The sequence below is a fragment of the Streptomyces sp. NPDC050759 genome, assembly GCF_044456945.1.
Classification (GTDB): domain Bacteria; phylum Actinomycetota; class Actinomycetes; order Streptomycetales; family Streptomycetaceae; genus Streptomyces.
Window position 1 is genome coordinate 110,223 of record NZ_JBITGI010000016.1, and the last position, 23,993, is coordinate 134,215.

The following is a 23,993-nucleotide window of genomic DNA, read 5'->3' on the forward strand; positions in this document are numbered from 1 at the left end:
CGCAGGATCCGGGCGGTCGCGCCAGCCGCTTCGCCGGTCGGCGGGGCCGCCGCCCGCGCTACCTCACGGCCGCGGGCCGTACGCATGACGGACGGCGACATCCGGAGGCTCCCATGGGAGTCAGTTCCAGGTGCGGGACCTCAGCGGCAGCCCGGACGCGCCGGATTCGGTGGCTCTGACGGCGAGTACCTGGTTGACGCCGATGCGGTTGCGTTCGAAGGCGAGGGCGCACGCGGCCATGTACAGCCGCCACACACGGGCCCGCCCGGGCCCGGCGAGCCGGACCGCGCGCTGCCACTGGGACTCCAGGTTGGCGACCCAGCGGCGCAGGGTGTGGGCGTAGTGCTCGCGGATCGACTCCACGTCCCGCACCTCGAACCCGGCCCGCTCCAGCATGGTGACGGTGGTGCCGAGAGGGGCGAGTTCGCCGTCGGGGAAGACGTAGGCGTCGATGAACTCGTCGAGGTCGTACGTCGATTCGTCGCGCTGCGGGCGCCGGGCGATCTGGTGGTTGAGGAGCCGTCCGCCGGGCCTGAGGAGCTTCAGCAGGACTTCGGCGTACTCCAAGTACCGTTCCGCGCCGACATGTTCGGCCATGCCGATGGACGAGACGGCGTCGTACGGCCCGTCGGTGACGTCCCGGTAGTCCTGCACCCGGATCTCGACCCGGTCGGTGAGTCCCTCGTCGGCGACGCGCTTGCGGGCGTAGGCCGCCTGCTCCTGGGAGAGGGTGATGCCGACGACGCTCACGCCGTACTCGCGGGCGGCGTGGATGGCCATGGAGCCCCACCCGCAGCCCACGTCGAGGAGCCTTAGCCCGGCCCGCAGTTCGAGCTTGCGGCAGACGAGGTCGAGCTTGTCGCGCTGGGCGCCCTCCAGGGTTCCCTCGGGTTCGGGAGCCTCCCAGTAGGCGCACGAGTACACCATCGACGGTCCGAGGACGATCTCGTAGAAGCCGTTGCCGACGTCGTAGTGGTGGCTGATGGCCCGCTTGTCGCTGCGCTTGGTGTGCAGATGGCCGCGGGCCCGGCGGATCTCCTCGGGCGGCGGGGCGGGGGGCAGCGGCGGTCCGGCGAGGGCGACGAGCCCGCGGACGGCGGAACGCACCTCGGGGTCGCGCAGGGCCTGGAAGAGGGTCCTCGCGTCCTCCCCGCGCTCCCACACGAGCCCCGAGATCAGGTCGAGGGCGGTGTAGAGATCGCCGTCGATGTCCAGGTCTCCCGTGACCCAGGCGCGGGCCAGCCCCAGCTCACCCGGCTTGAACAGCAGCCGGCGCACGGCACGCCGGTTGCGCACGACCAGCGCGGGCGCGTCGGGCGGCCCGGCCTCCGAACCGTCCCAGGCGCGGATCCGCACCGGGAGCGGCACTCCCAGCAACTGTCCGACGAGGTCCCTGAGCCGCAGCGCGGCATCTGCCATGGCGTACACCTCCGTGACGAGGATCCCGGAATTGTCCACCTGGGTAAACAGCGGCATGCCGGGGCGCAGTCCCTTCGGCGGGTTACGTCTGGGCAAAACACATGCAACAACCACGTACATCCGGTGGGTGCGGGAACGCCGAAGGACCTCCCGCACCACGGATGGCGGGAGGTCCTTCGGGGTGGATCAGCGACCGGGGCCGGTCAGGAGACCGGAGCCGGTCAGGAGGCCTTCGCCTCGGTCTTCTTCGGCTCGGCGGCCGGCACGGGCCTCGCGGCCTCGTAGAACTCCTCGCGCGGGTGCTCCATCGCGCCGAGGGAGACGACCTCGCGCTTGAGGAACATCCCGAGCGTCCAGTCGGCGAAGACGCGGACCTTGCGGTTCCAGGTCGGCATGGCCAGACCGTGGTAGCCGCGGTGCATGTACCAGGCGAGACGACCCTTGAGCTTGATCTTCATCTTGCCCATGACGATCATCGCGACGCCCTTGTGCAGGCCGAGACCCGCGACAGCACCCTTGTTGGAGTGGCTGTAGTCCTTCTGCGGGAAGCCCCGCATCCCGGAGATCACGTTGTCGCCGAGGACCCGCGCCTGCCGCAGCGCGTGCTGGGCGTTCGGCGGGCACCAGGCGTTCTCGACGCCGGCCTTGCGGGCGGCGACGTCCGGGACCTGGGCGTTGTCGCCGGCGGCCCAGATGTAGTCGGTGCCCTGGACCTGGAGGGTCGGGGCGGTGTCCACGTGACCGCGCGGGCCCAGCGGGAGGCCGTAGCGGGCCAGGACCGGGTTCGGCTTGACGCCGGCGGTCCACACGATGGTGCTGGAGTCGACCTCGAGGCCGTTCTTGAGGACCACGTGGCCGTCGACGCAGGAGTCCATCGAGGTGGAGAGGTAGATCTCCACGCCCCGGCTCTCCAGGTGCTCCTTGCCGTACTGGCCGAGCTTGGGGCCGACCTCGGGGAGGATCTTGTCGGCGGCGTCGACGAGGATGAACCGCATGTCCTCGCGCGAGACGTTGCTGTAGTACTTGGCCGCGTCGCGGGCCATGTCCTCGACCTCGCCGATGGTCTCCGCACCCGCGAAGCCACCGCCGATGAAGACGAAGGTGAGCGCCTTGCGGCGGATCTCCTCGTCGGTCGTGGAGTCGGCCTTGTCGAGCTGCTCAAGGACGTGGTTGCGCAGGCCGATGGCCTCCTCGATGCCCTTCATACCAATGCCCTGCTCGGCGAGGCCGGGGATCGGGAAGGTGCGGGAGACCGCGCCGAGCGCGATCACCAGGTAGTCGAAGGGCAGCTCGTACGCCTCGCCGACCAGCGGGGCGATCGTGGCGACCTTGCGGTCCTGGTCGATGGTGGTGACCCGGCCGGTGAGAACCTCCGCCTTGGGCAGCACGCGTCGCAGCGGGACGACGACGTGGCGCGGGGAGATGTTGCCGGCGGCGGTTTCGGGGAGGAAGGGCTGGTAGGTCATGTACGACCGGGGGTCGACGACCGTGACGGTCGCCTCGCCGTAGCGCATCTTCTTGAGAATGCGCCGAGCTGCGTACAGGCCTACGTACCCACCGCCTACTACGAGGATCCTGGGACGCTCCGTGGTGCTCATGGCATCGAGTATCCACCCGCCCCAGGGGGGTCGCTCGTGCGCCCCTTCACAAGCTCTTGCAGAGGGTGTGTTATCCTCCGCGACTCGCGTGATCCACGTCATGGCGCGAGACGGGAACCACCGTGTAGGGCGACCCGTTGTCAATGCCGCGTGAGCTGCCTCTCTGCGCCGAAAGCCCTCCTGTGAGAGACCCGCGCGACCCCCTCGCGCGACCCTCGCCCGAGGTCCGCATCCCACCGTTTTGAACGTGTTCACAGGGGTGTTGGGACCCCGGAAGGGCCAACCGGACCAGATTCGTCGTCCGACAGGGCCCAATTCCTTGTGAAGAACTTCACGAACTTTCCCGGCGACACGTCAAGGAGGGCCCCCGAAGGGCCCCCCGGACGCGCTCATACGTTGTTCTCCCTGCTCAGCAGAGGTGCTCGACAGGGTCCTGCGGAGTCCTACGCGACCGACCACGCGATGCCGTCGAGGATGTCGTGCTCGCTCACGACGACCTCCTCGGCGCCGATCCGCTCCATGATCGACAGGAGTACGAGAGCCCCGGCGGCGATGACGTCCACGCGCCCGGGATGCATGGAGGGGACGGCCGCGCGCTCGGCGTGGGTGGAGTGCAGCAGCCAGTCGGTGATCTCCCGGACGCGCTCGTGGGAGATCCGGGAGTGGTGGATGGCCTGCGAGTCGTACTCGGGCAGCTCCTGCGCGATCGCCGACACGGTGGTGACGGACCCGGCGAGCCCCACCAGCGTGCGCGCCTCGCGCAGCGGGACGGTCTCCTCGGCCAGGTCGAGAGCGGCCTCGATGTCGGCCCTCATGGCCGCGATCTGCGCGTCGGTGGGCGGGTCGCTGACGACCCCGTCCCGCACGAGGTGCCGCTCGGTCATCCGCACACAGCCCACGTCGACGGAGCGTGCGGCGCGCACATGGCCGTCGCCCACCACGAACTCCGTCGAACCACCGCCGATGTCCACCACGAGGTAGGGCCTGGCCAGGTGGTCGCTGCCCTTGAGTTCCTTGGTCGCCCCGGTGAAGGAGAACTCCGCCTCCTGGTCCCCGGAGATGACCTCGGGCTCGACCCCGAGGATGTCGAGGACCCCGCGTACGAACGCGTCCCGGTTCTCCGCGTCCCGGGAGGCGGAGGTGGCGACGAACCGCAGCCGCTCGGCCCCGTGCTCCTTGATGACCGCCGCGTACTCCCGGCACGCGGCGAAGGTCCGCTCCAGCGCCTCGGGCGCGAGCCGCCCGGTCCGGTCGACGCCCTGTCCGAGCCGCACGATGGTCATACGACGGTCCAGGTCGACCAGTTCGCCGGTCTCGGGGTCGCAGTCGGCGACGAGGAGGCGGATGGAGTTCGTACCGCAGTCGACGGCGGCGACGCGGGTCATCGGTCGTCTCCCTCGACCGGCTTGAAGGCGAAGTGGCCCGTGCCGTCCTCGGAGGCGTGCACCTGCCACCCCGCACCGGTCGGCGGCCCGAAGGGCTTCACGCACGCGCCCTTGCGCCACCACTCCGGCAGCATCGCGATCGCCTCGTCGCCCAGCGGGTTGACGCCCGGGCCCGCGGCGAGCGAGTGGCCCACCAGGACGTGCAGGCACTTCACCCGGTCCGGCATGCCGCCCGCGCTCGGGAAGCCCTCCAGCACCTCGATGGCGTCACGGCGGGCGATGTAGTCCTCGTGCGCGGCCCGGTACGCCGCCGCGAGCTCCGGGTCGGTCTGGAGCCGCTCCGTCATCTCCTTCATGACACCGTTCGCCTCGAGGGTGCCGATCGCCGAGGCGGCGCGCGGGCACGTCAGGTAGTACGTCGTCGGGAAGGGCGTGCCGTCGGGCAGCCGAGGCGCGGTCTCCACGACGTCCGGCTGCCCGCACGGACACCGGTGCGCGATCGCCCGCAGCCCGCGCGGCGGCCGCCCGAGCTGCTGCTTGAAGGCCTCGACGTCCGCGTCGGTCGGCTCGGTTCGCGGAGTGGAGGGCGGAGGCGTTTCCATGCCTGTCTTTCTATCGGTCCATCGGTCGGTTCACTGGTCGGAGGCGTCGGACTTGTCGACCCCGTCCCAGAGGTTCGCGTACCAGGGGCGGTCGGCGGCCCCGAGGTCGGTGTGCGACTGTTTGGCCGCGTCCGGGTCGACCACGATGAAGCCCGTCTCGCCCGGCATCACATAGTGCAGCCGCTGCCGGATCTGCTGCTCGGCGTACGTGTCGTCCTGCCAGCGTGCCTTGAGGTCGCGCAGCTTCTCCACCCGCTCGGCGGCCCGCGCCTTCTCCCGCTGCAGGTCGGCGATCTCGGCGCGCTGGGAGACGTACTGCCTTATCGGGTACGCCAGCGCCACCACCAGCGTGCACAGCACGAGCGCGAGCAGCGCGGCCCGGCCGGTCAGCCGGGAGCGGCGGGCCTGTCGCTTGGTCTGGGAGCGGTAGACACGGGCCGCGGTCTGCTCGCCGAGCAGTCTGATCCTGGTCGCGGTGGAGAAACGGTCCCGGTCCTTCACGGCCATCGGCTTTCCGCCTCCCCTTCTACGTGCGTACGTCCCCGCACACGGTACGGGACCGGTACGGGGACGTACGTACGACTGGCGAAGGCTTAGCCCTGCCGGGGTCAGCCCTTGAAGCTGCTCAGCCCTTGAAGCGCGGGAACGCGGAGCGGCCGGCGTACACCGCCGCGTCGTCGAGGATCTCCTCGATGCGCAGGAGCTGGTTGTACTTGGCGACGCGCTCGGAGCGGGCCGGCGCACCGGTCTTGATCTGGCCGCAGTTGGTGGCGACGGCGAGGTCGGCGATGGTGACGTCCTCGGTCTCGCCGGAGCGGTGCGACATCATGCACTTGAAGCCGCTGCGCTGGGCGAGCTCGACGGCGTCCAGGGTCTCGGTGAGCGAGCCGATCTGGTTCACCTTGACGAGCAGGGCGTTGGCGGCGCCGTCGTCGATGCCGCGGGCCAGGCGCTCGGGGTTGGTGACGAACAGGTCGTCGCCGACGATCTGGACCTTGTCACCGAGCTTGTCGGTGAGGACCTTCCAGCCGGCCCAGTCGTCCTCGAACAGCGGGTCCTCGATGGAGACGAGCGGGTAGGCCGCCACGAGCTCCTCGTAGTACTCCGTCATCTCGGCGGCGGAGCGGTCCTTGCCCTCGAACTGGTACTTGCCGTCCTTGTAGAACTCGGAGGCGGCGACGTCGAGCGCCAGGGCGACCTGCTCGCCGGGGATGTAACCGGCTTCCTTGATGGCCTCGAGGATGAGGTCCAGGGCGGCGCGGTTGGACTCCAGGTTCGGCGCGAAGCCGCCCTCGTCGCCGAGGCCGGTGGACAGGCCCTTGCTCTTCAGGACCTTCTTGAGGGTGTGGTAGACCTCGGTGCCCCAGCGCAGCGCCTCGGAGAAGGACTCCGCGCCGATCGGGGCGATCATGAACTCCTGGATGTCCACGTTGGAGTCGGCGTGCGAGCCGCCGTTCAGGATGTTCATCATCGGCACCGGCAGCAGGTGCGCGTTCGGGCCGCCCAGGTAGCGGAAGAGCGGGAGGTCGCTGGCCTCGGAGGCGGCGTGCGCGACGGCGAGGGAGACGCCGAGGATGGCGTTGGCGCCGAGCGAGCCCTTGTTGTCGGTGGCGTCCAGGTCGAACATCGCCTGGTCGATCAGGCGCTGCTCGGTGGCGTCGTAGCCGACCAGCTCCGGGCCGATCTGCTCGATGACGGCGAGGACGGCCTTCTCGACACCCTTGCCGTGGTAGCGGTTCGGGTCACCGTCGCGGAGCTCGATGGCCTCGAAGGCGCCCGTGGAGGCGCCGGACGGGACGGCGGCACGACCCGTGCTGCCGTCGTCGAGGCCGACCTCGACCTCGACCGTGGGGTTGCCTCGGGAGTCCAGGATTTCCCGGGCTACGACGACGTCGATGGACGGCACGAGCATCTCCTTCTTGGGGTGTGACACGGTCCGCCGGGACCGCGGTGGGTTCTGCGAGACCGAGCCTAACCGCCTCCGGAGGATCGGCCACCGTGTGGACCGCCCCGTGGACAGAACCGAGAGTAAATTGTTTCTGAACTGAACAAAGACGTCCCGGTGGCGGCACATGAAAAGACCCCGCCCCGGTGCGTACGGGGGAACACGCACCGGAGCGGGGAGCCCGTGGGGACGGGGGGACCCTCACGAGGCCTTCATCGTGAAGGACACGGATGTGAGAGCGCTGTGGTTCAGCTGGGTCTTACTTCAGGTGCAGCTGCTGGCCGGGGTAGATGAAGTCGGCGTCGGTGATGATGTCCTTGTTCAGCTTGAACAGCTTCTGCCAGCCGCCCTTGACCTTGTGCTTCTCGGCGATCGAGCTGAGGGTGTCACCCTTGACGACCTTGTACTCGCCGTCACCCTTCTTGACCTTCTTGCCGGTCGGGGTGGTGACGGTCTTCTTGGCCGCCGGACGGTCGGTCGAACGGGAGGCGCTCTGCTCCTCGGTCGAACGGCTGCTCGTGTTCGAGGAGCTGCCGGAGGAGGACGAGCTGCTGCCGCCGCTGTAGCCGGCGCTGGACAGGCCCTTGCCGCAGACCGGCCAGGCACCCTTGCCCTGCGAGGCGAGGACCTTCTCGGCGACGGCGATCTGCTGGGACTTGCTGGCCTGGTTGGCCTGCGCGGCGTACTGCGTGCCGCCGTACGCGGCCCAGGTGGAGGCCGAGAACTGCAGGCCGCCGTAGTAGCCGTTGCCGGTGTTGATGGACCAGTTGCCGCCGGACTCGCACTGGGCGACGGTGTCCCACTCGGAGGCGGTGGCGGCGGAGGCGTTGCCGGCCGCCATCAGCGGGGCGGCGATGGCGACACCGGTGACACCGGCAAGCGCGGCGGCACGGGTGGCCTTGGACGGACGACGGTGCTTGCCCTTACCGGAAAACAGCATGGTGGATCCCCTCACCGACGCCTGCGAGGTGAGCTGTCGGGTTCGGGCCGGTTGAGTTGCCCGGCCGCACATCTCGCGATGCGCGGCTTCACCCCAAGCCGGTCCAGCGTGAACTGCTGGGCCCGGCACTTACCTTGGGTCCCCCGCTCCTGCCTACGGCGCTTGACGCGACGACTGTTCCCGTACGGCCGCTGGCAGGATTCGGCGTTGCGACAGACGGGGCTCGGGTTGCCGAGCGGTCACGACCGTAGACACGCGTTCGGCGGAATTTCAAAGACGATCAAGGCTTCTGAGACTCATCCCACACTTTCACCAAAGGGGACATTCGGTGCGAAGTGTGACGTGAACTCCCGTTGTTTTTCTGGGCTTTTCAGCCCTATTCAGCCCCTGTGTCGAGCGTCTGACCGGCGACGATGTTGCTCGGGTCGGCCCCGATGCGGTCCTTGTTCTCGGCGTAGAGGGCGCGCCATCCGCCGTCGAGGCCAAGGGAGTCGGCGATGGAGGCGAGGGAGTCGCCCTCCCGGACGGTGTAGGTGAGGGCGGCGTGGCGGCCGGCCGCGGAGGAGGCCGTGCTCTTCGTCGCATTCTCCTCGGCACTGCCACCCCGGTGCTTGCCGGAGCCGAGAGCGCCGACGTCCACGAGGGCCGAAGAACTACCCTCCTGCCACGACTTGTCCGCTTCGCCCTCTTCTGGGCTCACTACGGGCGAGCTGTCGGAAGGCTGAGCTTCTCCCTTGGCGGAGCCCTCGGAACCCGAGGAGTCCTTCTTGTCCGACGTGCCGGAACCGTCGTCACCGCTGGAGGGGGTGGCCGACGGCGAGGGGGTCGCGGACGAACCGTCCAGCGCGCCGAGCAGACCGGAAGACTCCTCGGAGCCCGACGAGTTGGAGGAACCGGACGAACCGGATGAATCAGACGAACCGGAGGCCGAGGCCGAGGGCGTCCCGCTCTCCACACCCGTGTCGACATCGGCCGAGCTCGAGTCCTTGCTGAGACCGTTGAGCAGGCCGCAGGTCGGCCACGCGGTGATGCCCTGGTCCGCGAGGAGCTTCTCGGCCACGGCTATCTGCTGGTTGCGGCTGGCCAGATCCGCGGTCCTGGCGTATTCGAGGCCGCCGTACTTCTCCCAGTTCTCCTGGGACATCTGGAGGCCGCCGTAGTAGCCGTTGCCGTCGTTCGCGCTCCAGGAGCCGCCGCTCTCGCACTCAGCGACCCGGTCCCAGGTGGTGCCGGTGGCGGCGCTCGCTCCGGTCGCTCCGAGCAGTGGGATCGCGATGGCGGATCCCGTCACACCGGCCGCAATGAGGAGAGCCGGAGCCTGACGGGGGCGACGGTGACGACCGTTCCCGGAGAGCATGGGGGGACCTTTCCCGAGAGAGCAGGGACCTGCGCGGCGGGTGGTGCAGGGCACCGCGCTGGTCCGTGAACGTATAGGGATTCGATCACTTGTCACAAGTTAATGCCGCGTAGATCACGTGAAGATCACAGACTTGAGGGCTCGTCATGTTTACGCGGCCCCGAGCGGGGATAGGCCGGACCCCTCGGTCGATTACCGGACGGGCGTGAACTCCACGGGCAAAGTACGCAGTCCACGCATGATGAGCCCCCCACGCCAGCGCAAATCGGCTGAATCCACCGCGAGTTGCAGGTCCGGGAGACGGGTGAGGAGGGTGGCGAGCGCGGCCTGCCCCTCCAGGCGGGCGAGCGGGGCACCGAGGCAGTAGTGGATGCCGTGACCGTAACCGAGGTGCTGATTGTCACGGCGGGACAGATCGAGCGCATCGGGGTCGGCGAACCGCTCGGGATCCCGGTCCGCCGCCGCGAGCACGACGAGCACCGGGTCGCCGACCGCGATGTCCTGACCGCCGATCCGCAGAGGCTCGGTGGCGAACCGCCAGGTGGCCAGCTCGACCGGGCCGTCGTACCGCAGGAGCTCCTCCACACCGGTCTCCAGAAGGCCTCTTTCCCCGTCGGCCAGGGACTGCTGCAGCCGGTTCCGCTGGTCGGGGTGGGTGAGGAGGGCGTACACGCCGTTCCCGATGAGGTTGACCGTGGTCTCGAAACCGGCGAACAAAAGGATGAAGGCCATGGCCGCGGCCTCGTTCTCGGTGAGGTGCTCGCCGTGGTCGGAGGCCCGGATCAGCCCGGAGATGAGGTCCTCGCCCGGAGCCGGCTCGTCGGGCAGCGCTTCCCGCTTCCGGTGGATGAGCTCGGCGAGATAACCGCGCATCTTCTTCACGGACCGCGCGACCCCGCCGCGCGGTCCGCCTCCGTGACCTGCTTTTGTATGTCGCAGCATCATGCCCGCCCAGTCCCGGAAGTCGTCCTGGTCCTCGCGGGGGACGCCGAGCAGGTCGCAGATCGCGTAGATGGGGAGCGGGAAGGCGAAGTCGTGGATGAGGTCGGCGGTGCCGGTGGCCGCGAACCCGTCGATGAGACGGTCGGTCAACTCCTGTACCCGCGGCGCGAACTCGGCGACCCGCCTGGGCGTGAACGCCTTGCTGACGAGCCGTCGGAGCCTGGTGTGGTCCGGCGGATCGATGTTCAGCAGATGCGTCATCAGCTCCGCCTTGCGCTCCCCCGGGATACCGGTCCTGCCCTTGGCGTGCGCGGGCTCGTCGTGGTGGGCCGGGTTCTTGCTGAGCCGTTGGTCGGCGAGGGCCTGCTTGGCATCCGCGTACCGGGTGACCAGCCAGGCCTCCACCCCGCTGGGCAGCCGGGTCCTGTGCACGGGGGCGTGCTCGCGGAGCCAGGCGTAGGCGGGATAGGGGTTGGTGGCGAACTCCCAGGAGAACAACTCGGGGACGGGAGTCGCGGCGACGGGGACGGCAGGGGACGCGGGGGTGCCGGGGGGCGCAGGGGTGCCGGGGGGCGCAGGGGTGCCGGGGGGCGCAGGGGTGCCGGGGTTGGCTGAGGGCTGGTCGGTCACTCCTTGACGTTATCCGGCGGGTGGGGTGCCTCGACCTCCCGGATCGCGTCCCGGTACGCCCGTGCCGCTGCCCGCAGTGCCGTCTCCGGGTCGACGCCCTCCGCCTCGGCGCGGGCGGCCAGGGCGAGGAGTTCGTAACCGATGCCCTCGGTCTTCGGGAGCGGGACGTCCAGGCCCGCCGCCCGCACCCGCGACGCCAGCTTCGCCGCGAGGGCGAGGCCGGGCTGGCCGAGGGGGATGCCGTCGGTCACCGAACTGCGCTGCTTCTCTATCGCCTTGGTGCGCAGCCAGTGCTGCTTGACCTCCTCGGGGGTGCTGGCCGTCTCGTCGCCGAAGACGTGCGGATGGCGGTGGATGAGCTTGGCGACGATGCCGCCGGCGACGTCGTCGACGGAGAAGGGAGCGTCCGGGTCCTCCTCGGCGATACGGGAGTGGAAGACGACCTGCAGCAGGACGTCCCCGAGCTCCTCGCGCAGCTCGTCGCGGTCGCCCTCCTCGATGGCCTCGACGAGTTCGTACGCCTCCTCGATGCCGTACTTGGCGAGTCCCTCGTGGGTCTGTTGGGAGGACCACGGGCACTCGCTGCGGATCCGGTCCATGACCTGGACGAGGTCGAGGAGCCGGGCACCGGGCAGGTCGTAGGAGGCGGGGAGCAGCTCCAGCTCGGGCATCTGTATGCGTCCGGATCCGGCGAGGCGTGCCAGCCCGTCCGTGAGGGCCGGCTCCCCCTCGCCCGTGGCCACGACGACCACCGTGTGTCCGCCCGCGCACGCTCCGACCAGTTCCTCGGCGGTCGGGGACGTCTCGTCGACCACTGTCCCCGCCTCCCGCAGATACGGCAGCTGGGGGTGGGCACCGTCCGCGCACAGAACACGGTCGGCGGCGTGCAGCGCCTGCCAGGCGGGCCAGGACAGCAGGCCGGGGGCGACGCGGTGGCTGGTGGTGAGCAGGACGATGCGGCCGGGGGCGGACGCCGTGTCGGGGTCCTGGTCAGGGGCGGGCTCGAAGCCGGTTGCGTTCACAGTTCGAAGCTAACGCACGGCGTCGACGGGGCGATCAGGTTGTCCACAGGCAGGGGGTGGCGGGGTGATCGTACGATCATCCACCTGGCTGCCTCGGTGCCGTCACGCGCTCTGCTCGCTCCCCGCCGTGGTGACCTCCCGTACCCACGGGGTGTTCGCGTCGACGCGGGTGCTCTTCTTGACGTCCCAGGTGCCGTAGCGCGGGTTGAGGTCGACGTCGAGTTGCCTGGACGCCTTGCTCAGGGCGTTCCAGAAGGCGGGGTCGCTGGTGTCGGTGCCGAGTTTTCCGGCGAGTTTCTGGGCCTCCAGTTGGAGGCGGAGGTTGTCGTCGAGGCGTTCGGGTGCGATGCCGTACTGCTGGAGCCATGCCTTCTCGAGGCCCTTGGCGCCGCCCGCCTGCTCCTCCAGACCGGAGCGCAGCTCCTGGACCTCCTTGCGGGTGACGGACACGCCCGCGTTCTCGGCCGCCCGGTGCAGCACCCGGTCGAGGACCATGCCGTGCAGGACGTCCCGGGTGAGGGTGCCGGTCTTGGCGATGGCCTGCGTGTACTGCGTCTCGTCGGTGACGGCCGCCCGCTGCGCGTCACGCACCTCGGTCACCCGGTTCTCCAGCTGGGAGACGGTGATCCGCTGCCCGCCGACGACGGCCGCCGCGCCGGGATGCGCGTCGCTTCCGCAGGCGGTGAGCAGGGGTGCCGCGGCGGCGAGCGCGGCGGAGAGGAGGAGCGCGGTGCGACGACGGCGGTGCAAGGGGGCCTCCCGAGGAGATTGTGCGACGGTGCACAAAGTCTTGCGGTGATCGATGGTAGGCAGGGGACGGGCTCTGGCCAACCCATTCGACCAACGATTCACCAGGACTTCGGGCACCGCCGCGCTCTCACCGCACGCACACGCGCGTGCCGGGGTCAGCCGGTGATGGCCACCGGGCCGTCCCAGGCGTCACGGTCCACGGTGATCGTGTAGCCGTTCCGCGTCTCCTTGCTGTTGACCATGTACTGGTGGCCGCGGCTGTGATCGGTGTACTGGGTCTTGCCGAACGGCCAGTCCGCCGTCGTGGTGTTCTGCTTGTCCCACAGCGCGTACCAGAGGTTGCCCGGCAGGTCGGTCTTGTCGGTCGCGTTGGCGATCGCCTTGGCGCTGGAACTGGTGAAGCCGTAGAAGCCCGCGCGGTACGTCTTCCCGCGCAGGGTCTTGTCGAAGGCGCGCACGTAGGTGAGCACGGCGGTGTTGCACGCCTTGTTGGTGATGTCGTACGCCTCCATGTCCAGGTAGATCGGGCTGCCGGCCTTCATGCCGAGCGCGGAGGCCTTGGTGACCGCGTCCGCGCCGTCCTTCGCGCCCAGGGAGGCGGCGGTGGAGGCGGTGATCTTCTCGGGGCTGGAGCCGCTCTGGCAGGGCGGCTGGGCTCCGACGTAGAGCGGGATGAGCTTCCAGCCGACCGTGCTGACCGACTTGACCCAGGAGGCGGTGAGGTTGGGCTGGGAGCAGCCGCGGTTCTTGCCGCCCACGTAGACGGCGGCGGCGCCGTAGAGGCCGCCCTTCCATGCCTTCATGGCGGCCAGGGAGGGGGCGGCGCAGGTGTCGAAGGCGCGGCCGGTGTAGGTCTTCTGCGCGGGCCAGGTGGTCGCGGCCATCGAGGTCTGCGCGGCGAGGCCCGCGCCGGCGACCACGGCGGCTCCGGCGACGCCCCACGTGACGTATCTGCGCTTCTTCGACTGCCGATGGCTGGACCTGGACGACATGGACGACCCCACCCCTGGATGTGCGTTGCTTGCTCTGTACATGGCCTACTTGGTTGAAACGAAGCGTAAGGCCAAGCGACGGCGCTTTCTGACCCGCCCTAACCCCGTACCTGGCCCAGCCACTGGAGGGTCCGGCGGACCTCCACCGCGAGCGGGTGCGCGGGTCCGTGCAGGCGCTCCACGTCGTGCAGCAGCCGCGCGAGTGTGTCGTGGGCGGCGGCGCGGTCGCCGAGGGCGAGCAGGAGGTGGCCGATGCGGCGGCGGACATCGTGGGCGAGCTGGGGGTCGCCTGCCACGTACTGGTTCTCGTAGTACGGCAGCAGGGCGCGGTATTCGGCCAGTGCGGCCGCGGGTTCGCCCAGTTGTTCCAGACACTGGGCGGCGTCGTAGCGGAAGCGCAGGGACTGCGGGTCGGCGTGGCCCGCCTCGGCGGCGCGTTCGTCGGCGAGGCGGCGCAGTTCGGGCAGTGCGCGGCGGTACTGGCCGTCGTCCATGAGGGTGGCGGCGTACTGCTTGCGCAGGGTGCGGACGACCGGGGAGTTCACGCCGTGCTGTTCGGCGGCCGCGGGCAGGATCGCACCGAGGATGTCGACGGCCTGGGTGATGCGGCCCTCGCCGAGGAGCCGCTTGACCTCGTCGACCGCGCGCGCGACGTCCGGTTTCCCGGTCGCCTCGGGGACCGGCGTGACCGGGGCGGGCTGGGGTGCCGGCGTGCGCGCGCGGTCCGGCCAGGGGGCGTGCGGACGGAGGAAGGGGCGGGTGGGGTCGAGGGGCGCTCCTGTGGGCGTCCCGCGCGCGGGCAGCAGCAGCGCCAGGTCCTCGTACACGTCCTGCGCGGAGGCCGGGCGGTGCTGCGGGTCCTTGGCGAGCAGCCGCAGGACGAGCGCCTCGAGGGCCTCGGGGACTTCGGGGCGGGTGCGGCGCACGGGCAGCGGGGGCTCGTACAGGTGCCGGTGCAGCACGCCGAGCGCGGTGGAGCCCGCGAACGGGACGTCGCCGCTGAGCAGTTCGTGCAGCAGTACGCCGAGTGCGTACAGGTCGGTGTACGGGCCGACCGCGCCGCCCATGGCCTGCTCGGGCGCCATGTAGGCGGGCGAGCCGATCGGCGAACCGGTGTGGGTGAGGCGGGTGGTGTCGGTGTCCATGACGGAGGCGACACCCAGGTCGAGGACGGTGACCGTGCCGTCCTGCTTCACCATCACGTTGCGCGGCTTGAGGTCGCGGTGGACGATCGGAACGGCGTGCACAGCGCTCAGTACGGCACACAGCTGTGCGGCGACCGCGACCGCCCACTGCCAGGGGTACGGGTCGTGCTCGGCGAGATGGTCGGAGAGGTCCGCGCCGTCGACGTACTGCATGACCAGGAACAGCTCCTCGCCCTCGCTGCCCGCGTCGTGCACGGTGACGAGCCCGGGGTGGTCGACCTGCGCGGTCACCCGGCATTCCCGCACGAACCGGCGGCGCAGTTCGTCCGCCTCCTGCCCGGCCACCTTGTCGGGGCGCAGCAGCTTCACCGCCACGCGCCGGTCGAGCCGCTGGTCGTACGCCGTCCACACCTGGCCCATGCCGCCCTGTCCGATGAGCGTGGACAGTTCATAGCGGCCGGCGACGACACGTCCTGTCGTCACGGTCACCTGCCGCCCTCGGTGTTGCCTTCGGTGCTGCCTTCGTGCTTGCGCAGATAGTCGCTGAGCTCGTCGAGTTCGGCGCGCACCTGGTCGATCCGGGCGGGCGCGGGGCGCTGCGGCGGCGGGGGCGGGACGACACCGGGGGCGGAGACCGGAGGAGCCGGCGGCTGCGGCTGCGGCTGCGGCTGCGGCTGCGGCTGCGGCTGCGGCTGCGGCAGGAGCGTGGACGTGTACGGCGGCGTCGGCTGCGGATAGCCGTAGCCGGTGTGGACGGTCGGGCCCTGGGGCGGCGGGTGGCCGGCGAACCGCCTCTGCTGGTGCACCCGGATGTCCATCACGAGGAAGTACACGCTGCTGAAGAGACCGAGGAGCAGGACCAGCGACATGGCGACGTCGGTCCTGCCATCGCTCTCGGGCAGTGAGCCGACCACCGCGAAACACGCGATGGACATCGGAAGGCTCGCCCAGGACAGCACCCAGTCGATCGACCGCCCGCGCAGGAAGGCGATCCGGAACAGCGGAGCGCAGGCGAGGAGGCCGCACGAGAGGAAACCGGCGGCGGCGAACAGCACGCGCAAGGTGATGACGGTGCCCGAGCTGCGGGCGGGCGGCGCCGCGCCGTGGCCGTACATGAACGCTCCTGAACCGGGATTCGATGTGGGGTTCGAGCGTATAGGCCGATACCGACAACCGGTCACGGGTTGTACCGAACCGTTGTCGTCCTGATCAGTCGGGCGCGATCGTTCCATCGGTGAGTCCGTCATACATTCCGCGCACGAGCTGCTCTCCGAGGCGGCCCGCGTGCCGGAGCGCCCGCTCGAACTCGTCGAGGGCGCGGAAGCGTTCGCTGTAGCGCCGTTGCTCGTCGAGCGGGAGCCTGGGCAACTGGAGCCTGCGCACGTCCAGGCGGGTCGCGGTGGAGGCATAACTGCTGGCCTGGCGGTTGTTGGCGGTGCCGCGCAGGAAGCCGGCCAGGAACCAGGGGTCGAGCGCCGCCGGATCGGGGCGCAGCAGCACGAGGTTGCGCCCCAGGGCGGCGCCCCCGGTCGTCGCGTCGATCACGCGCGCCACCGAGCCCCCGCCCAGCACCGGGACGACGACATCGCCCGGTTCGGTCAGTACGGCCTCCTCCTCGCTCTCCGGAAGCGTCCCGGAGGGGTCGGCCCCGAAGAGGACGTCGTGGTCGGTGAGCACGGGCACGCGTGCGTGGCCGCCGTTTCCGCCCGTGCGCAGCATCAGGGCTCCCCCGCGCGCGAGTTCGCCGATGGTGGTGAGCGGCCACCGCGCGGGGTGCGCGGCGTCGGCTCGCGGCGGGGTGAGGTCGGCGGTCAGGCGCAGGGTCTCGCCCAGGTGCTCGCGCACGGCCGTGAGCTGTTCGGCGCCGTCGGCCGCCGCGGGAGGTGGCAGGTGTCGGGCGGGAGCGAGGTCCACGTCGTCGTCGAGGAGTGCGATGACGGGCAGCGCGCGGGCCAGTCCGGGCCGTTCGGCGAAGCGGCCGGGCCGCCCGAAGGCCTGCCAGGCGTCGAGAACGGCCTCGCGCACGGCCCGCCAGTCGGGCCCGCCGCGCCCCTCCCCCGCGAACTGCCCCACGTCGACGAGGAGCACCTCCGGCTGCGCGGGCGCCTTCTCCGGGCGGCGCAGGACCCACAGATGCAGCGGGATGTTGTACGGCGGTGCCGCCCCGACCGGCAGGGCGATCACGGCGCGCAGGGCACCGCGGCGCAGCAGGTCGGCGCGGATACGGCGGCCGGAGCGGCGGGAGGCGGCGGCGGGCGGCATGAGCAGGACGCCGGCGCCGCCGTCCTTGAGGCGGGCGAGTGCGTGCTGGACCCAGGCGAGCTCGGACTCGGTACGGGCCGGGAAGCCGTACTCCCAGCGGGGGTCGTAGGCGAGTTCGTCGTGGCCCCAGTTGCGCTCGTTGAACGGCGGGTGGCACAGGACGGCGTCGGCGCGCAGCCGCGGGTGGGCGTCGGCGCGCAGGCTGTCGCCGACCGCACCGCGCACGGTGGACCAGGTCTGCAGGGCAAGCCGGAGCGTGGTGAGCGCGGCGAGTTCGGGGGCGCTGTCCTGGGCGTAGAGCTCCTGGTCGGGACGGGTGGCGGCGGCCCGCAGAAGGGCGCCGGTGCCACAGGCCGGGTCCAGGACGGTGCGGGCGGGACCGGCGAGGTCGGCCATGAGAGCGGCCAGGTCGGCGGGGGTGAGCGTGTACTGGCGCGGGTTGGCGTCGAGGTGCCGGCCGAGCAGGAACTCGAAGGTCTGCCGGGCGCCCAGCTCGGCGGCCAGCTCGGCGACGCCCCGCAGGAGGGGGGCGGAGGGGAGGAGTTCGGGGCCGGTGGGGAGGTGAAGGGCGGGGTGGGTGTTCACAGCGGAGGGGGTGTGAACACCGGAGGCGGGGGGTGCGGGGGGTGGGGGGTTCACGGTGTTCACAGCGTTCACGGCAGCGTCCACGGTGTTCACAGCAGCATCCACGGTGTTCACAGCGGGCTCGGTGGTCATGGCCGACTCGGGTCCGAATCGCGGCGTGAACACCTCCCGCAACGCCCCCGGCAGCATCTCCGAGAGCCGCTCGTCGGAACCGGCACTCACCTCCAGCCAGACCGTCGGGCGGTCGTGGATCAGCAGAAGGAGGCAGCCCGCGTGGGTGAGTGCGGTGACCGGCCCCTCAGGATGGCCGGAAAGCTGCTGCCAGACACGTTCCCGCAACGGGACCTCGGCGAGTTTTCCCTGCTTGCGCAGCCAGGACTCGACCTCGGCGAGCGCGAAGGACGGGCTGGTCTCGGTACCGCCGACAGGTCTCGGGAAGTCGGCGTGCCGACGGCGCCAGTTGCTGACGGCCGCGCGGCCCACGCCGGCCAGCCGTGCGATACCGGCAGCGGTCACCTCAGTCGCGTTGTCCTGCATCCGCCGCTCCCCTCGTCGTACCGCAGCAGTCCTGCGCCACGCGTGTGACGCCGAGCATACCGATGTACGCAAGATCTACCGCTTCACGGCCGTGTACATCACGGATGCTGTGAATCGTGTTGACTCGGTTCACAAGCTCTGCTCTCATTGACCCAGCGAACGAGCGACCGCCGAGCAGCGGTGGTCGCCGCGTCGGGAGGGGGAGACAGCCATGGGCATGAAGGGCAAGGTCGCGCTGGGCGCCGTCGTGGGCGTCGTCGTCATCGGGGTCGTGTCGGCGAACGCCGGGGACAACGGGAACGGCGGCACCTCCGGCGGCACCGGCGGCACCGGCGGCACCGGCAAGAGCTCTTCGGCGTCCGCGGAGCGTGAGGCCGGGGGTGGGAAGAAGGGCCCCAAGGACACCGGCAAGGCCCAGGTCGCCGAGAAGAAGGTCGCGTTCGCGGGGGACGGCGATTTCCAGGTCGGCTCGGACATCAAGCCCGGCACGTATCGCACCACCGGCAACAGCGACGGCATGTGCTACTGGGAGCGGGCCAAGGACGCCTCGGGGGAGATGGACTCGCTGCTGGCCAACGACAATGTCACCGGCACCGATTACGTCACCGTCAAGGCCACCGACAAGCTCTTCAAGTCGAGCGACTGCAACGACTGGGAGGCCGTCGACGAGAAGGCGAAGGGCTCCCCCGCCGCCCGGGTCTCCGGTGACGGCGGAATGTTCGCCGTCGGCGCCGACATCACCCCGGGCACCTACAAGTCCACCGGCAACACCGACGACTCCTGCTACTGGGAGCGCACCAAGGACGCCGGACACAGCGTCGAGTCGATCCTCGCGAACGACAACGTCAACGGCACGGCCGTCGTCAGGATCAGCGCCTCGGACGCCTACTTCAAGACCAACGGCTGCAAGGACTGGAAGAAGACCGGCTGAGCCGGCCGGCCCGCTTCCGTCTCCTTTCCCTCACCACCGGCGGCGCGCCTCACGCACAGCGCGCACCGCACCTCATCACCTCACCGCATCCCCATCAAGGAATCACCATGCGTCGTACCGCACTTGCCGCTCTCTGCATCGCCGCCGCGGCCACCGCAGGACTCACCGGCTGCCAGCCGGGCCAGGACAAGGCGGACAGCAGGACGAGCGCGTCCAGCGCATCCGCCGAGCCGGGCAGGTCGGCCGCGAAGAAGGAACCGTTCGCCGGGCTGACCGGCGGCCAGATAGCCGACCGGGCCACAAAGGCCACGACCGGCGCCTCGTCGCTGCGAGTGAAGGGTGCCATCCCCGACGACGAGAGCGGCGGCACCATCAGCCTCGACGTCCTCGTGAACAAGAAGGGCGAGTGCGCCGGCACCATCGGCATGGGCGGCCACGGCAAGGCCGACCTGATCAAGACCGGCGACATCGTGTACATGAAGTTCGACGAGGCGCTTCTGCGTGAGCAGAGCGAGGGCGAGTCGAAGGCGGACACCGAAGCGGCCGTGGCCATGCTGGCCGGCAAGTGGACCAAGACGAAGGCGACGGGTGAGGACGCCAAGGAGTTCGAGGACTTCTGCGACCTGGGCGCGGTGCTCGAGGGCGCCGAGGACAGCAACTCCGACGCGAGCCGCGGCAGCACGGCCACCGTCGACGGGGCGCCGGCGATCACCCTGCACGAGAAGGACGGCAAGGACCGCTACACGCTGTATGTCGCCACCGAGGGCAAGCCGTATCTGCTGCGGATCGACAGCACGGCCGGAGCGGACCAGGGGTCCGTCACCTTCAGCGACTTCGACGAACCGGTCCCGGCGAAGAAGCCGGCCGGCGAGATCCTGGACCTCGACGCCCTGGGCGGCTGAGCCACGCCGGGGCTCAGCGCACCAGCACACACCGAGGACGCGGCACGCTCAAAGGGCGTGCCGCATCCACACGTTGGGCTCGACGTACACCGCGTATCCGCGCTCCGGCTCGCACCGCACCGGCACCAGCGCCCCGGGCACCTCGATGTCGCCCTGGGTGTCGAAGGGCAGTCCGGTCCAGCGGCGCCACTGCTCCAGCGAGCCGGACACCGTCATGGAGGCCGGTGCCACCGCGTGGACGACGCCGCCGGCCCGGGCGTGGACGCGCAGCCAGGGGTCGGACGGCAGACCGTCGGGGCGTACCCGGTAGGCGTACTCCTGGATCGGCGTGTGCGGCTCCAGGTGCTTGGCGCTGGGGCGGACCGGCGCGACGACCTCGCCGAAGCCGTGGGCGCGGGCGTTGTCGCGCATAGCCGAGAGCATCCGGGCGGACAGGCCATGACCCTGGAGGCGCGGGTCGACGACGACCGAGATGGCGCTGACCGTGTCGGGCCGTACGCCATGCCGCAGATCGTCGAACGCCCACACCAGCACTTCGTCCCAGCCCCGCGCGGGCAGTTCACCGCGGTCCTCGGTGTGGAGGGCGAAGGGGACGCTGTGGGCGTGCGCGACGATCTCGCCCCGCTCGTCCTCGGCGAACAGCACATGCTCGGGCAGCTCGCCGGAGATCCGTCCGTAGTGGGCGTTGCCCACAGGGTCCTCGGTCACGAACTCCGGCCAGCTGTTGGCCATGCCGAGAACGCGCTCCCGCATCTCGGGACGCTCGGCGAGACTCGACACCTTCAGCTCCATGCGATCACCGTAGGCGCGGGCCCGCCCACCGGAAAGCGCATTTCCCGCCCGCCCCGGCCCACGACCGCTCGGCGCAGGCCCTGGGGGCCACGGCTCGCGAGCCCCTGAGGCCTGCGGTCGGCGCGAGTCCTCAGTCCGCGTGGAACCGCGGCGGCGCCGCCGTCGGATTGCCGCCGGCCGGGAGCTTCTGGCCCGGACAGCCCGAGAGGACCTTCTCCATCGCGGACTTCTCGGCGGCCGTGACCCACAGGTCGTACTTCTTCTTCACGGCGACCTGGGCGGCCACATACGTGCACCGGTACCCCTTGTTCGGCGGCAGCCAGGTCGCCGTATCGCCGTCCCCCTTGGAACGGTTGGTGCTCGCGTCGACGGCGAGGAGGTTGAGCGGGTCGTTGGCGAGAGCTATCCGCTTGCTGGGCTCCCAGTACTTGGCCCCCTTCTGCCAGGCGTCGGAGAGCGCGACCACGTGGTCGATGTCGACCTGGCTGCGACCACGCCGGTAGGTCACCTCCTTGCCCGAGTACGGGTCCGACTCGAGCACGCCGTAGGACACCTTGCAGTCCCCGCGGGTGAACTTCACGTCCTCCAGATCGCGTTTGAGTATGTCGTCGCGGGTGTCGCAGTCGTTCGAGTCGGTGTCCGCCCACGCGGTGCCGAACCTGTCGCGCTCGTAACCCTTTTTGGGCGCCCGCCCCTTCACGGTGAGCGACTCGGCTGCGGTGAGGGCCGCACCCGAACCGCCCGCACCCCCGGTCTCCTCCGGCCCGCCGGACCCTGTGGTCGTCTCCGCCTTGCACCCGGCCACGGCGAACACCAGCACGACGGCGGCCGCGGCCCCGCCCCTCAGACGCATCACGTGCGCCCCTCCCCTTGCAACCCGGTCCGGCCCCCGCAGGGAGCGCTTTCCCCCTACGGCGTCGCGCACACCGTAGCGAGCGGGCGCACCGTGGCATTCAGGAGGTCCAGACCGCGGGCGGCTTCAGTTCGCAGGCCACGGCAGCACCCTGAGCTCCGGCCATTCCTCCTTCCAGCGCGCGGCCTTGGCCTCGTAGACCTTTCTCGGAGCGAGCACGGGATTGGGACGGACCACGAGGTTGAACACGTCGGACAGTCCGTGGGGTGCGTAGACGCGCCACATCCCGCCGGGTTCCAGCCGCACGCCCAGACAGCAGGTCGTCGCGGCGAAGCGGTCGATGGCGGACTCGGTGGAGTCGTACGGCGGGCAGGGCACTCCGAACTTCTGCTCGTACCAGAGGTGCACCCGGGCCTCGTTGCGGATCTCCACCTCGGCCTGCAGGCCTTCGAACACGTCATGGCCCGCCTTGATGACGGCGTCCTCGGCCTCCCAGGAGAGATCGGTGTCGTCGAAGTAGAAGATGTCGTAGTCCCTGATGCCCCGGGCCGGGGGCCTGCCGGTGACCACGTTCCACACGGTCTGGAACAGGCAGCCCGCCGTCACGTACCAGCCCGGCAGGTCAAGCGTCGCCGTCCTGGCCATCACCTCGGTCAGCGTCTCGTTCTGGCCGAGCGCGGAACGGAACGCGTCCAGTTGTTCCTCAAGCGGAAGTCGTCCGAGCATCCGTCCTGACTATCACGGTCAGACCTTGCCGATGCCCAGGGTCGTCTCCGACGGAAGCAGCCCGGAGGACAGCACCGCGACCCAGAAGTCGCCGAGCAGGTCCGCGAGCCGGGCCGTGTCGGCCGTGCCGAGCAACTGCCAGGGGGTGGCGGCGAGTTGGTCGGTGTGGTGTTCCACGCGGTGGCGCAGGTCGCGGCCGGTGTCCGTGGCCTCGCCGTTCCCGTCGAGCAGACCACGGGCCGTCAGACGCTCGCGCGCGGCCTCCCATTCTGTCGCGCTCCAGCCTCGGCTCCCGAAGCGTTCCACGGACGCGGCGCCGATCGCGGCGAAGGAGACCAGCGACTCGACCGGGTCGAGGCCGGCCACGAGCAGGGCCGCTATGTGGCCGTCGCCGCGGTGCTCGCGCAGGATCGTCGCCGCCTGCCACAGCTGGAGGTGAGGAGCCTCGGGCCACTCCAACGCGGCGTTGGCCGCGGCGAGCGGACGGCCCGCGGTGTTCACCGCCTCGGCAGCGCGCCGGGCGAGGGCGGCGGCCTCCGCCAGCTCGGGGCTGTCGACGCGGTCACCGAATATCCCGCGGTAGGCCCGGTCGATCCCCCTCAGCCTCGCCGCCAGCATCGCGCCGGGCTCGGCGGTCGCCCACGCGGAGTCGATGTGCTCGGCGACCATGCGGGGGCTGAAGCTGTAGAAGGCGGACGCCACCTGCTCGGCGCTCACCGGCCCCAACGGCGCGGCACGCAGGGGGAAGTAGCTCGGCCAGCGCTCCTTCGTGTCGTACCCTAGCGCCGCCGCCTCCTCGAAGACCTCCGGCGCGTAGTAGACCACCGCGTGCACGGGTTCCAGCAGGTGCCAGAGCTGGCGCACACGGGCCGGCTCCACAGCGTGCACCACCCCGCCGGTCTCCACCTCGGTCCTGCCGTCGTGCATCGACATGACATGCCTCCCCGTCGTCAGTGAAGTTCCCTCGAACCCACCAGAGAACTTGACACTGACTAGATTGCCTGGGCAGCCCGAACTTGTCAATGCCTAGATCGGGCGTACCCTCTTTCCATGGCATCCGCGGAAACCGACAAGCCGAACCGCCCCGACAAGCCGAACCGCCCCTACCACCACGGCGACCTCCGCCACGCGATCCTCACCGCCGCCCTCGACGTCATCACCGCCGACGGCCCCACCGGGCTGAGCCTGCGCGACCTGGCCCGCCGCGCCGGTGTCTCGCACGCGGCCCCGGCCCACCACTTCAGGGACCGCACCGGGCTCCTGACGGCGCTCGCCGCCGAAGGTTTCGCGCTGCTCGCGGCCGCCCTCAACGACGCCTCGGACCTCAGGGACGCGGGCGGGCGCTATGTACGCTTCGCGCGCGAAAACCCGGCCCACTTCCAGGTGATGTTCGCGCCCGAACTGCTGCGCGCCGACGACCTCGAACTCACCACGGCCCGCGCCTTGGCCACCGACGCGCTGCGCACCTCGGTCTCAGCCGTGCACGCCGAGGACTTCGGCATCGACAGCCGCCTCGCGGGAGTCGCCGCCTGGTCCCTCGCCCACGGCTTCGCCACGCTGCTCCTCAGCCACAACCTGGACGGCCCGGTCGGCGACCGTGACCCCGAGGAGCTGTTCCGTACCCTCGCGACCACGTTGTTCCGTACGTCCTGAACTCACCCGGTGACCGAGTGACCGC

22 protein-coding genes and 1 riboswitch are annotated in these 23,993 nt (G+C 70.5%); of the genes, 3 read left to right on the plus strand and 19 right to left on the minus strand.

Annotated features, from left to right (window positions below; all coding sequences use genetic code 11):
• Nucleotides 1–120: 120 nt before the first annotated feature.
• The 15 genes from ACIBJB_RS36520 to ACIBJB_RS36590 form a co-directional block, all read right to left on the minus strand.
• Nucleotides 121–1,419: a class I SAM-dependent methyltransferase gene (locus tag ACIBJB_RS36520; protein WP_398937479.1), complete on the minus strand. Its 1,299-nt coding sequence runs from the start codon at nt 1,417–1,419 to the stop codon at nt 121–123.
• Nucleotides 1,420–1,640: 221 nt separating this feature from the next.
• Nucleotides 1,641–3,017 (minus strand): NAD(P)/FAD-dependent oxidoreductase, encoded by a 1,377-nt coding sequence (locus tag ACIBJB_RS36525; protein ID WP_398937267.1) that lies wholly within the window; start codon nt 3,015–3,017, stop codon nt 1,641–1,643.
• A 443-nt stretch (nt 3,018–3,460) separates the two neighbouring features.
• Nucleotides 3,461–4,402 carry an exopolyphosphatase gene (locus ACIBJB_RS36530; protein ID WP_398937269.1) on the minus strand — a complete coding sequence of 314 codons (942 nt, stop codon included), beginning with the start codon at nt 4,400–4,402 and terminating at the stop codon, nt 3,461–3,463.
• Nucleotides 4,399–5,004 (minus strand): DUF501 domain-containing protein, encoded by a 606-nt coding sequence (locus tag ACIBJB_RS36535; RefSeq protein WP_398937271.1) that lies wholly within the window; start codon nt 5,002–5,004, stop codon nt 4,399–4,401. The genes ACIBJB_RS36530 and ACIBJB_RS36535 overlap by 4 nt, the downstream gene beginning before the upstream one ends.
• Nucleotides 5,005–5,034: 30 nt before the next feature.
• Nucleotides 5,035–5,511 (minus strand): septum formation initiator family protein, encoded by a 477-nt coding sequence (locus tag ACIBJB_RS36540; RefSeq protein ID WP_398937273.1) that lies wholly within the window; start codon nt 5,509–5,511, stop codon nt 5,035–5,037.
• A gap of 118 nt (nt 5,512–5,629) precedes the next feature.
• Nucleotides 5,630–6,916 (minus strand): phosphopyruvate hydratase, encoded by a 1,287-nt coding sequence (gene eno, locus ACIBJB_RS36545; RefSeq protein WP_062044024.1) that lies wholly within the window; start codon nt 6,914–6,916, stop codon nt 5,630–5,632.
• Between the two features lie 292 nt (nt 6,917–7,208).
• Complete coding sequence (locus tag ACIBJB_RS36550; RefSeq protein ID WP_398937275.1) at nt 7,209–7,889, minus strand: transglycosylase family protein; 681 nt, start codon at nt 7,887–7,889, stop codon at nt 7,209–7,211.
• Between the two features lie 3 nt (nt 7,890–7,892).
• A riboswitch (cyclic di-AMP (ydaO/yuaA leader) is annotated at nt 7,893–8,060 on the minus strand.
• Between the two features lie 205 nt (nt 8,061–8,265).
• Complete coding sequence (locus tag ACIBJB_RS36555; RefSeq protein WP_398937277.1) at nt 8,266–9,246, minus strand: transglycosylase family protein; 981 nt, start codon at nt 9,244–9,246, stop codon at nt 8,266–8,268.
• A 192-nt stretch (nt 9,247–9,438) separates the two neighbouring features.
• Nucleotides 9,439–10,818 carry a cytochrome P450 gene (locus ACIBJB_RS36560; protein WP_398937279.1) on the minus strand — a complete coding sequence of 460 codons (1,380 nt, stop codon included), beginning with the start codon at nt 10,816–10,818 and terminating at the stop codon, nt 9,439–9,441.
• Nucleotides 10,815–11,840: a nucleoside triphosphate pyrophosphohydrolase gene (locus ACIBJB_RS36565; protein WP_398937281.1), complete on the minus strand. Its 1,026-nt coding sequence runs from the start codon at nt 11,838–11,840 to the stop codon at nt 10,815–10,817. The genes ACIBJB_RS36560 and ACIBJB_RS36565 overlap by 4 nt, the downstream gene beginning before the upstream one ends.
• Nucleotides 11,841–11,942: 102 nt before the next feature.
• Nucleotides 11,943–12,590, minus strand: coding sequence for a SurA N-terminal domain-containing protein (locus ACIBJB_RS36570; protein WP_398937283.1), 648 nt, complete (start codon nt 12,588–12,590; stop codon nt 11,943–11,945).
• A gap of 155 nt (nt 12,591–12,745) precedes the next feature.
• Nucleotides 12,746–13,582: a glycoside hydrolase domain-containing protein gene (locus ACIBJB_RS36575; RefSeq protein ID WP_398937286.1), complete on the minus strand. Its 837-nt coding sequence runs from the start codon at nt 13,580–13,582 to the stop codon at nt 12,746–12,748.
• A 98-nt stretch (nt 13,583–13,680) separates the two neighbouring features.
• Nucleotides 13,681–15,174: a protein kinase gene (locus tag ACIBJB_RS36580; protein ID WP_398937482.1), complete on the minus strand. Its 1,494-nt coding sequence runs from the start codon at nt 15,172–15,174 to the stop codon at nt 13,681–13,683.
• 38 nt (nt 15,175–15,212) lie between these two features.
• A complete protein-coding gene (locus ACIBJB_RS36585) occupies nt 15,213–15,842 on the minus strand; it encodes a hypothetical protein (protein ID WP_398937288.1) in 630 nt (209 codons plus the stop codon).
• A gap of 94 nt (nt 15,843–15,936) precedes the next feature.
• Entirely contained in the window at nt 15,937–18,111 is a 2,175-nt protein-coding gene (locus ACIBJB_RS36590) for an N-6 DNA methylase (RefSeq protein ID WP_398937290.1), read from the minus strand.
• 211 nt (nt 18,112–18,322) lie between these two features.
• Here ACIBJB_RS36590 and ACIBJB_RS36595 point away from each other — a divergent pair, with 211 nt between their 5' ends.
• Together ACIBJB_RS36595 and ACIBJB_RS36600 are read left to right on the plus strand one after the other, a co-directional pair.
• Entirely contained in the window at nt 18,323–19,042 is a 720-nt protein-coding gene (locus tag ACIBJB_RS36595; protein WP_398937292.1) for a hypothetical protein, read from the plus strand.
• Nucleotides 19,043–19,149: 107 nt separating this feature from the next.
• The gene (locus ACIBJB_RS36600) at nt 19,150–19,944 is read left to right on the plus strand and encodes a hypothetical protein (protein WP_398937294.1); all 795 of its coding nucleotides are present in this window, start codon (nt 19,150–19,152) and stop codon (nt 19,942–19,944) included.
• A 48-nt stretch (nt 19,945–19,992) separates the two neighbouring features.
• Here ACIBJB_RS36600 and ACIBJB_RS36605 read toward each other — a convergent pair whose 3' ends face one another.
• From ACIBJB_RS36605 to ACIBJB_RS36620, 4 genes are all read right to left on the minus strand, one after another.
• Nucleotides 19,993–20,736 carry a GNAT family N-acetyltransferase gene (locus ACIBJB_RS36605; protein WP_398937296.1) on the minus strand — a complete coding sequence of 248 codons (744 nt, stop codon included), beginning with the start codon at nt 20,734–20,736 and terminating at the stop codon, nt 19,993–19,995.
• 130 nt (nt 20,737–20,866) lie between these two features.
• A complete protein-coding gene (locus ACIBJB_RS36610) occupies nt 20,867–21,589 on the minus strand; it encodes an HNH endonuclease family protein (RefSeq protein WP_398937484.1) in 723 nt (240 codons plus the stop codon).
• 126 nt (nt 21,590–21,715) lie between these two features.
• A complete protein-coding gene (locus tag ACIBJB_RS36615; RefSeq protein ID WP_398937298.1) occupies nt 21,716–22,315 on the minus strand; it encodes a nucleotidyltransferase family protein in 600 nt (199 codons plus the stop codon).
• Nucleotides 22,316–22,333: 18 nt separating this feature from the next.
• The gene (locus ACIBJB_RS36620) at nt 22,334–23,248 is read right to left on the minus strand and encodes a hypothetical protein (RefSeq protein WP_398937300.1); all 915 of its coding nucleotides are present in this window, start codon (nt 23,246–23,248) and stop codon (nt 22,334–22,336) included.
• A 117-nt stretch (nt 23,249–23,365) separates the two neighbouring features.
• Between ACIBJB_RS36620 and ACIBJB_RS36625 the strand changes: the two genes are divergently transcribed.
• Nucleotides 23,366–23,968 (plus strand): TetR/AcrR family transcriptional regulator, encoded by a 603-nt coding sequence (locus ACIBJB_RS36625; protein WP_398937302.1) that lies wholly within the window; start codon nt 23,366–23,368, stop codon nt 23,966–23,968.
• The last annotated feature ends 25 nt before the right edge of the window (nt 23,969–23,993 follow it).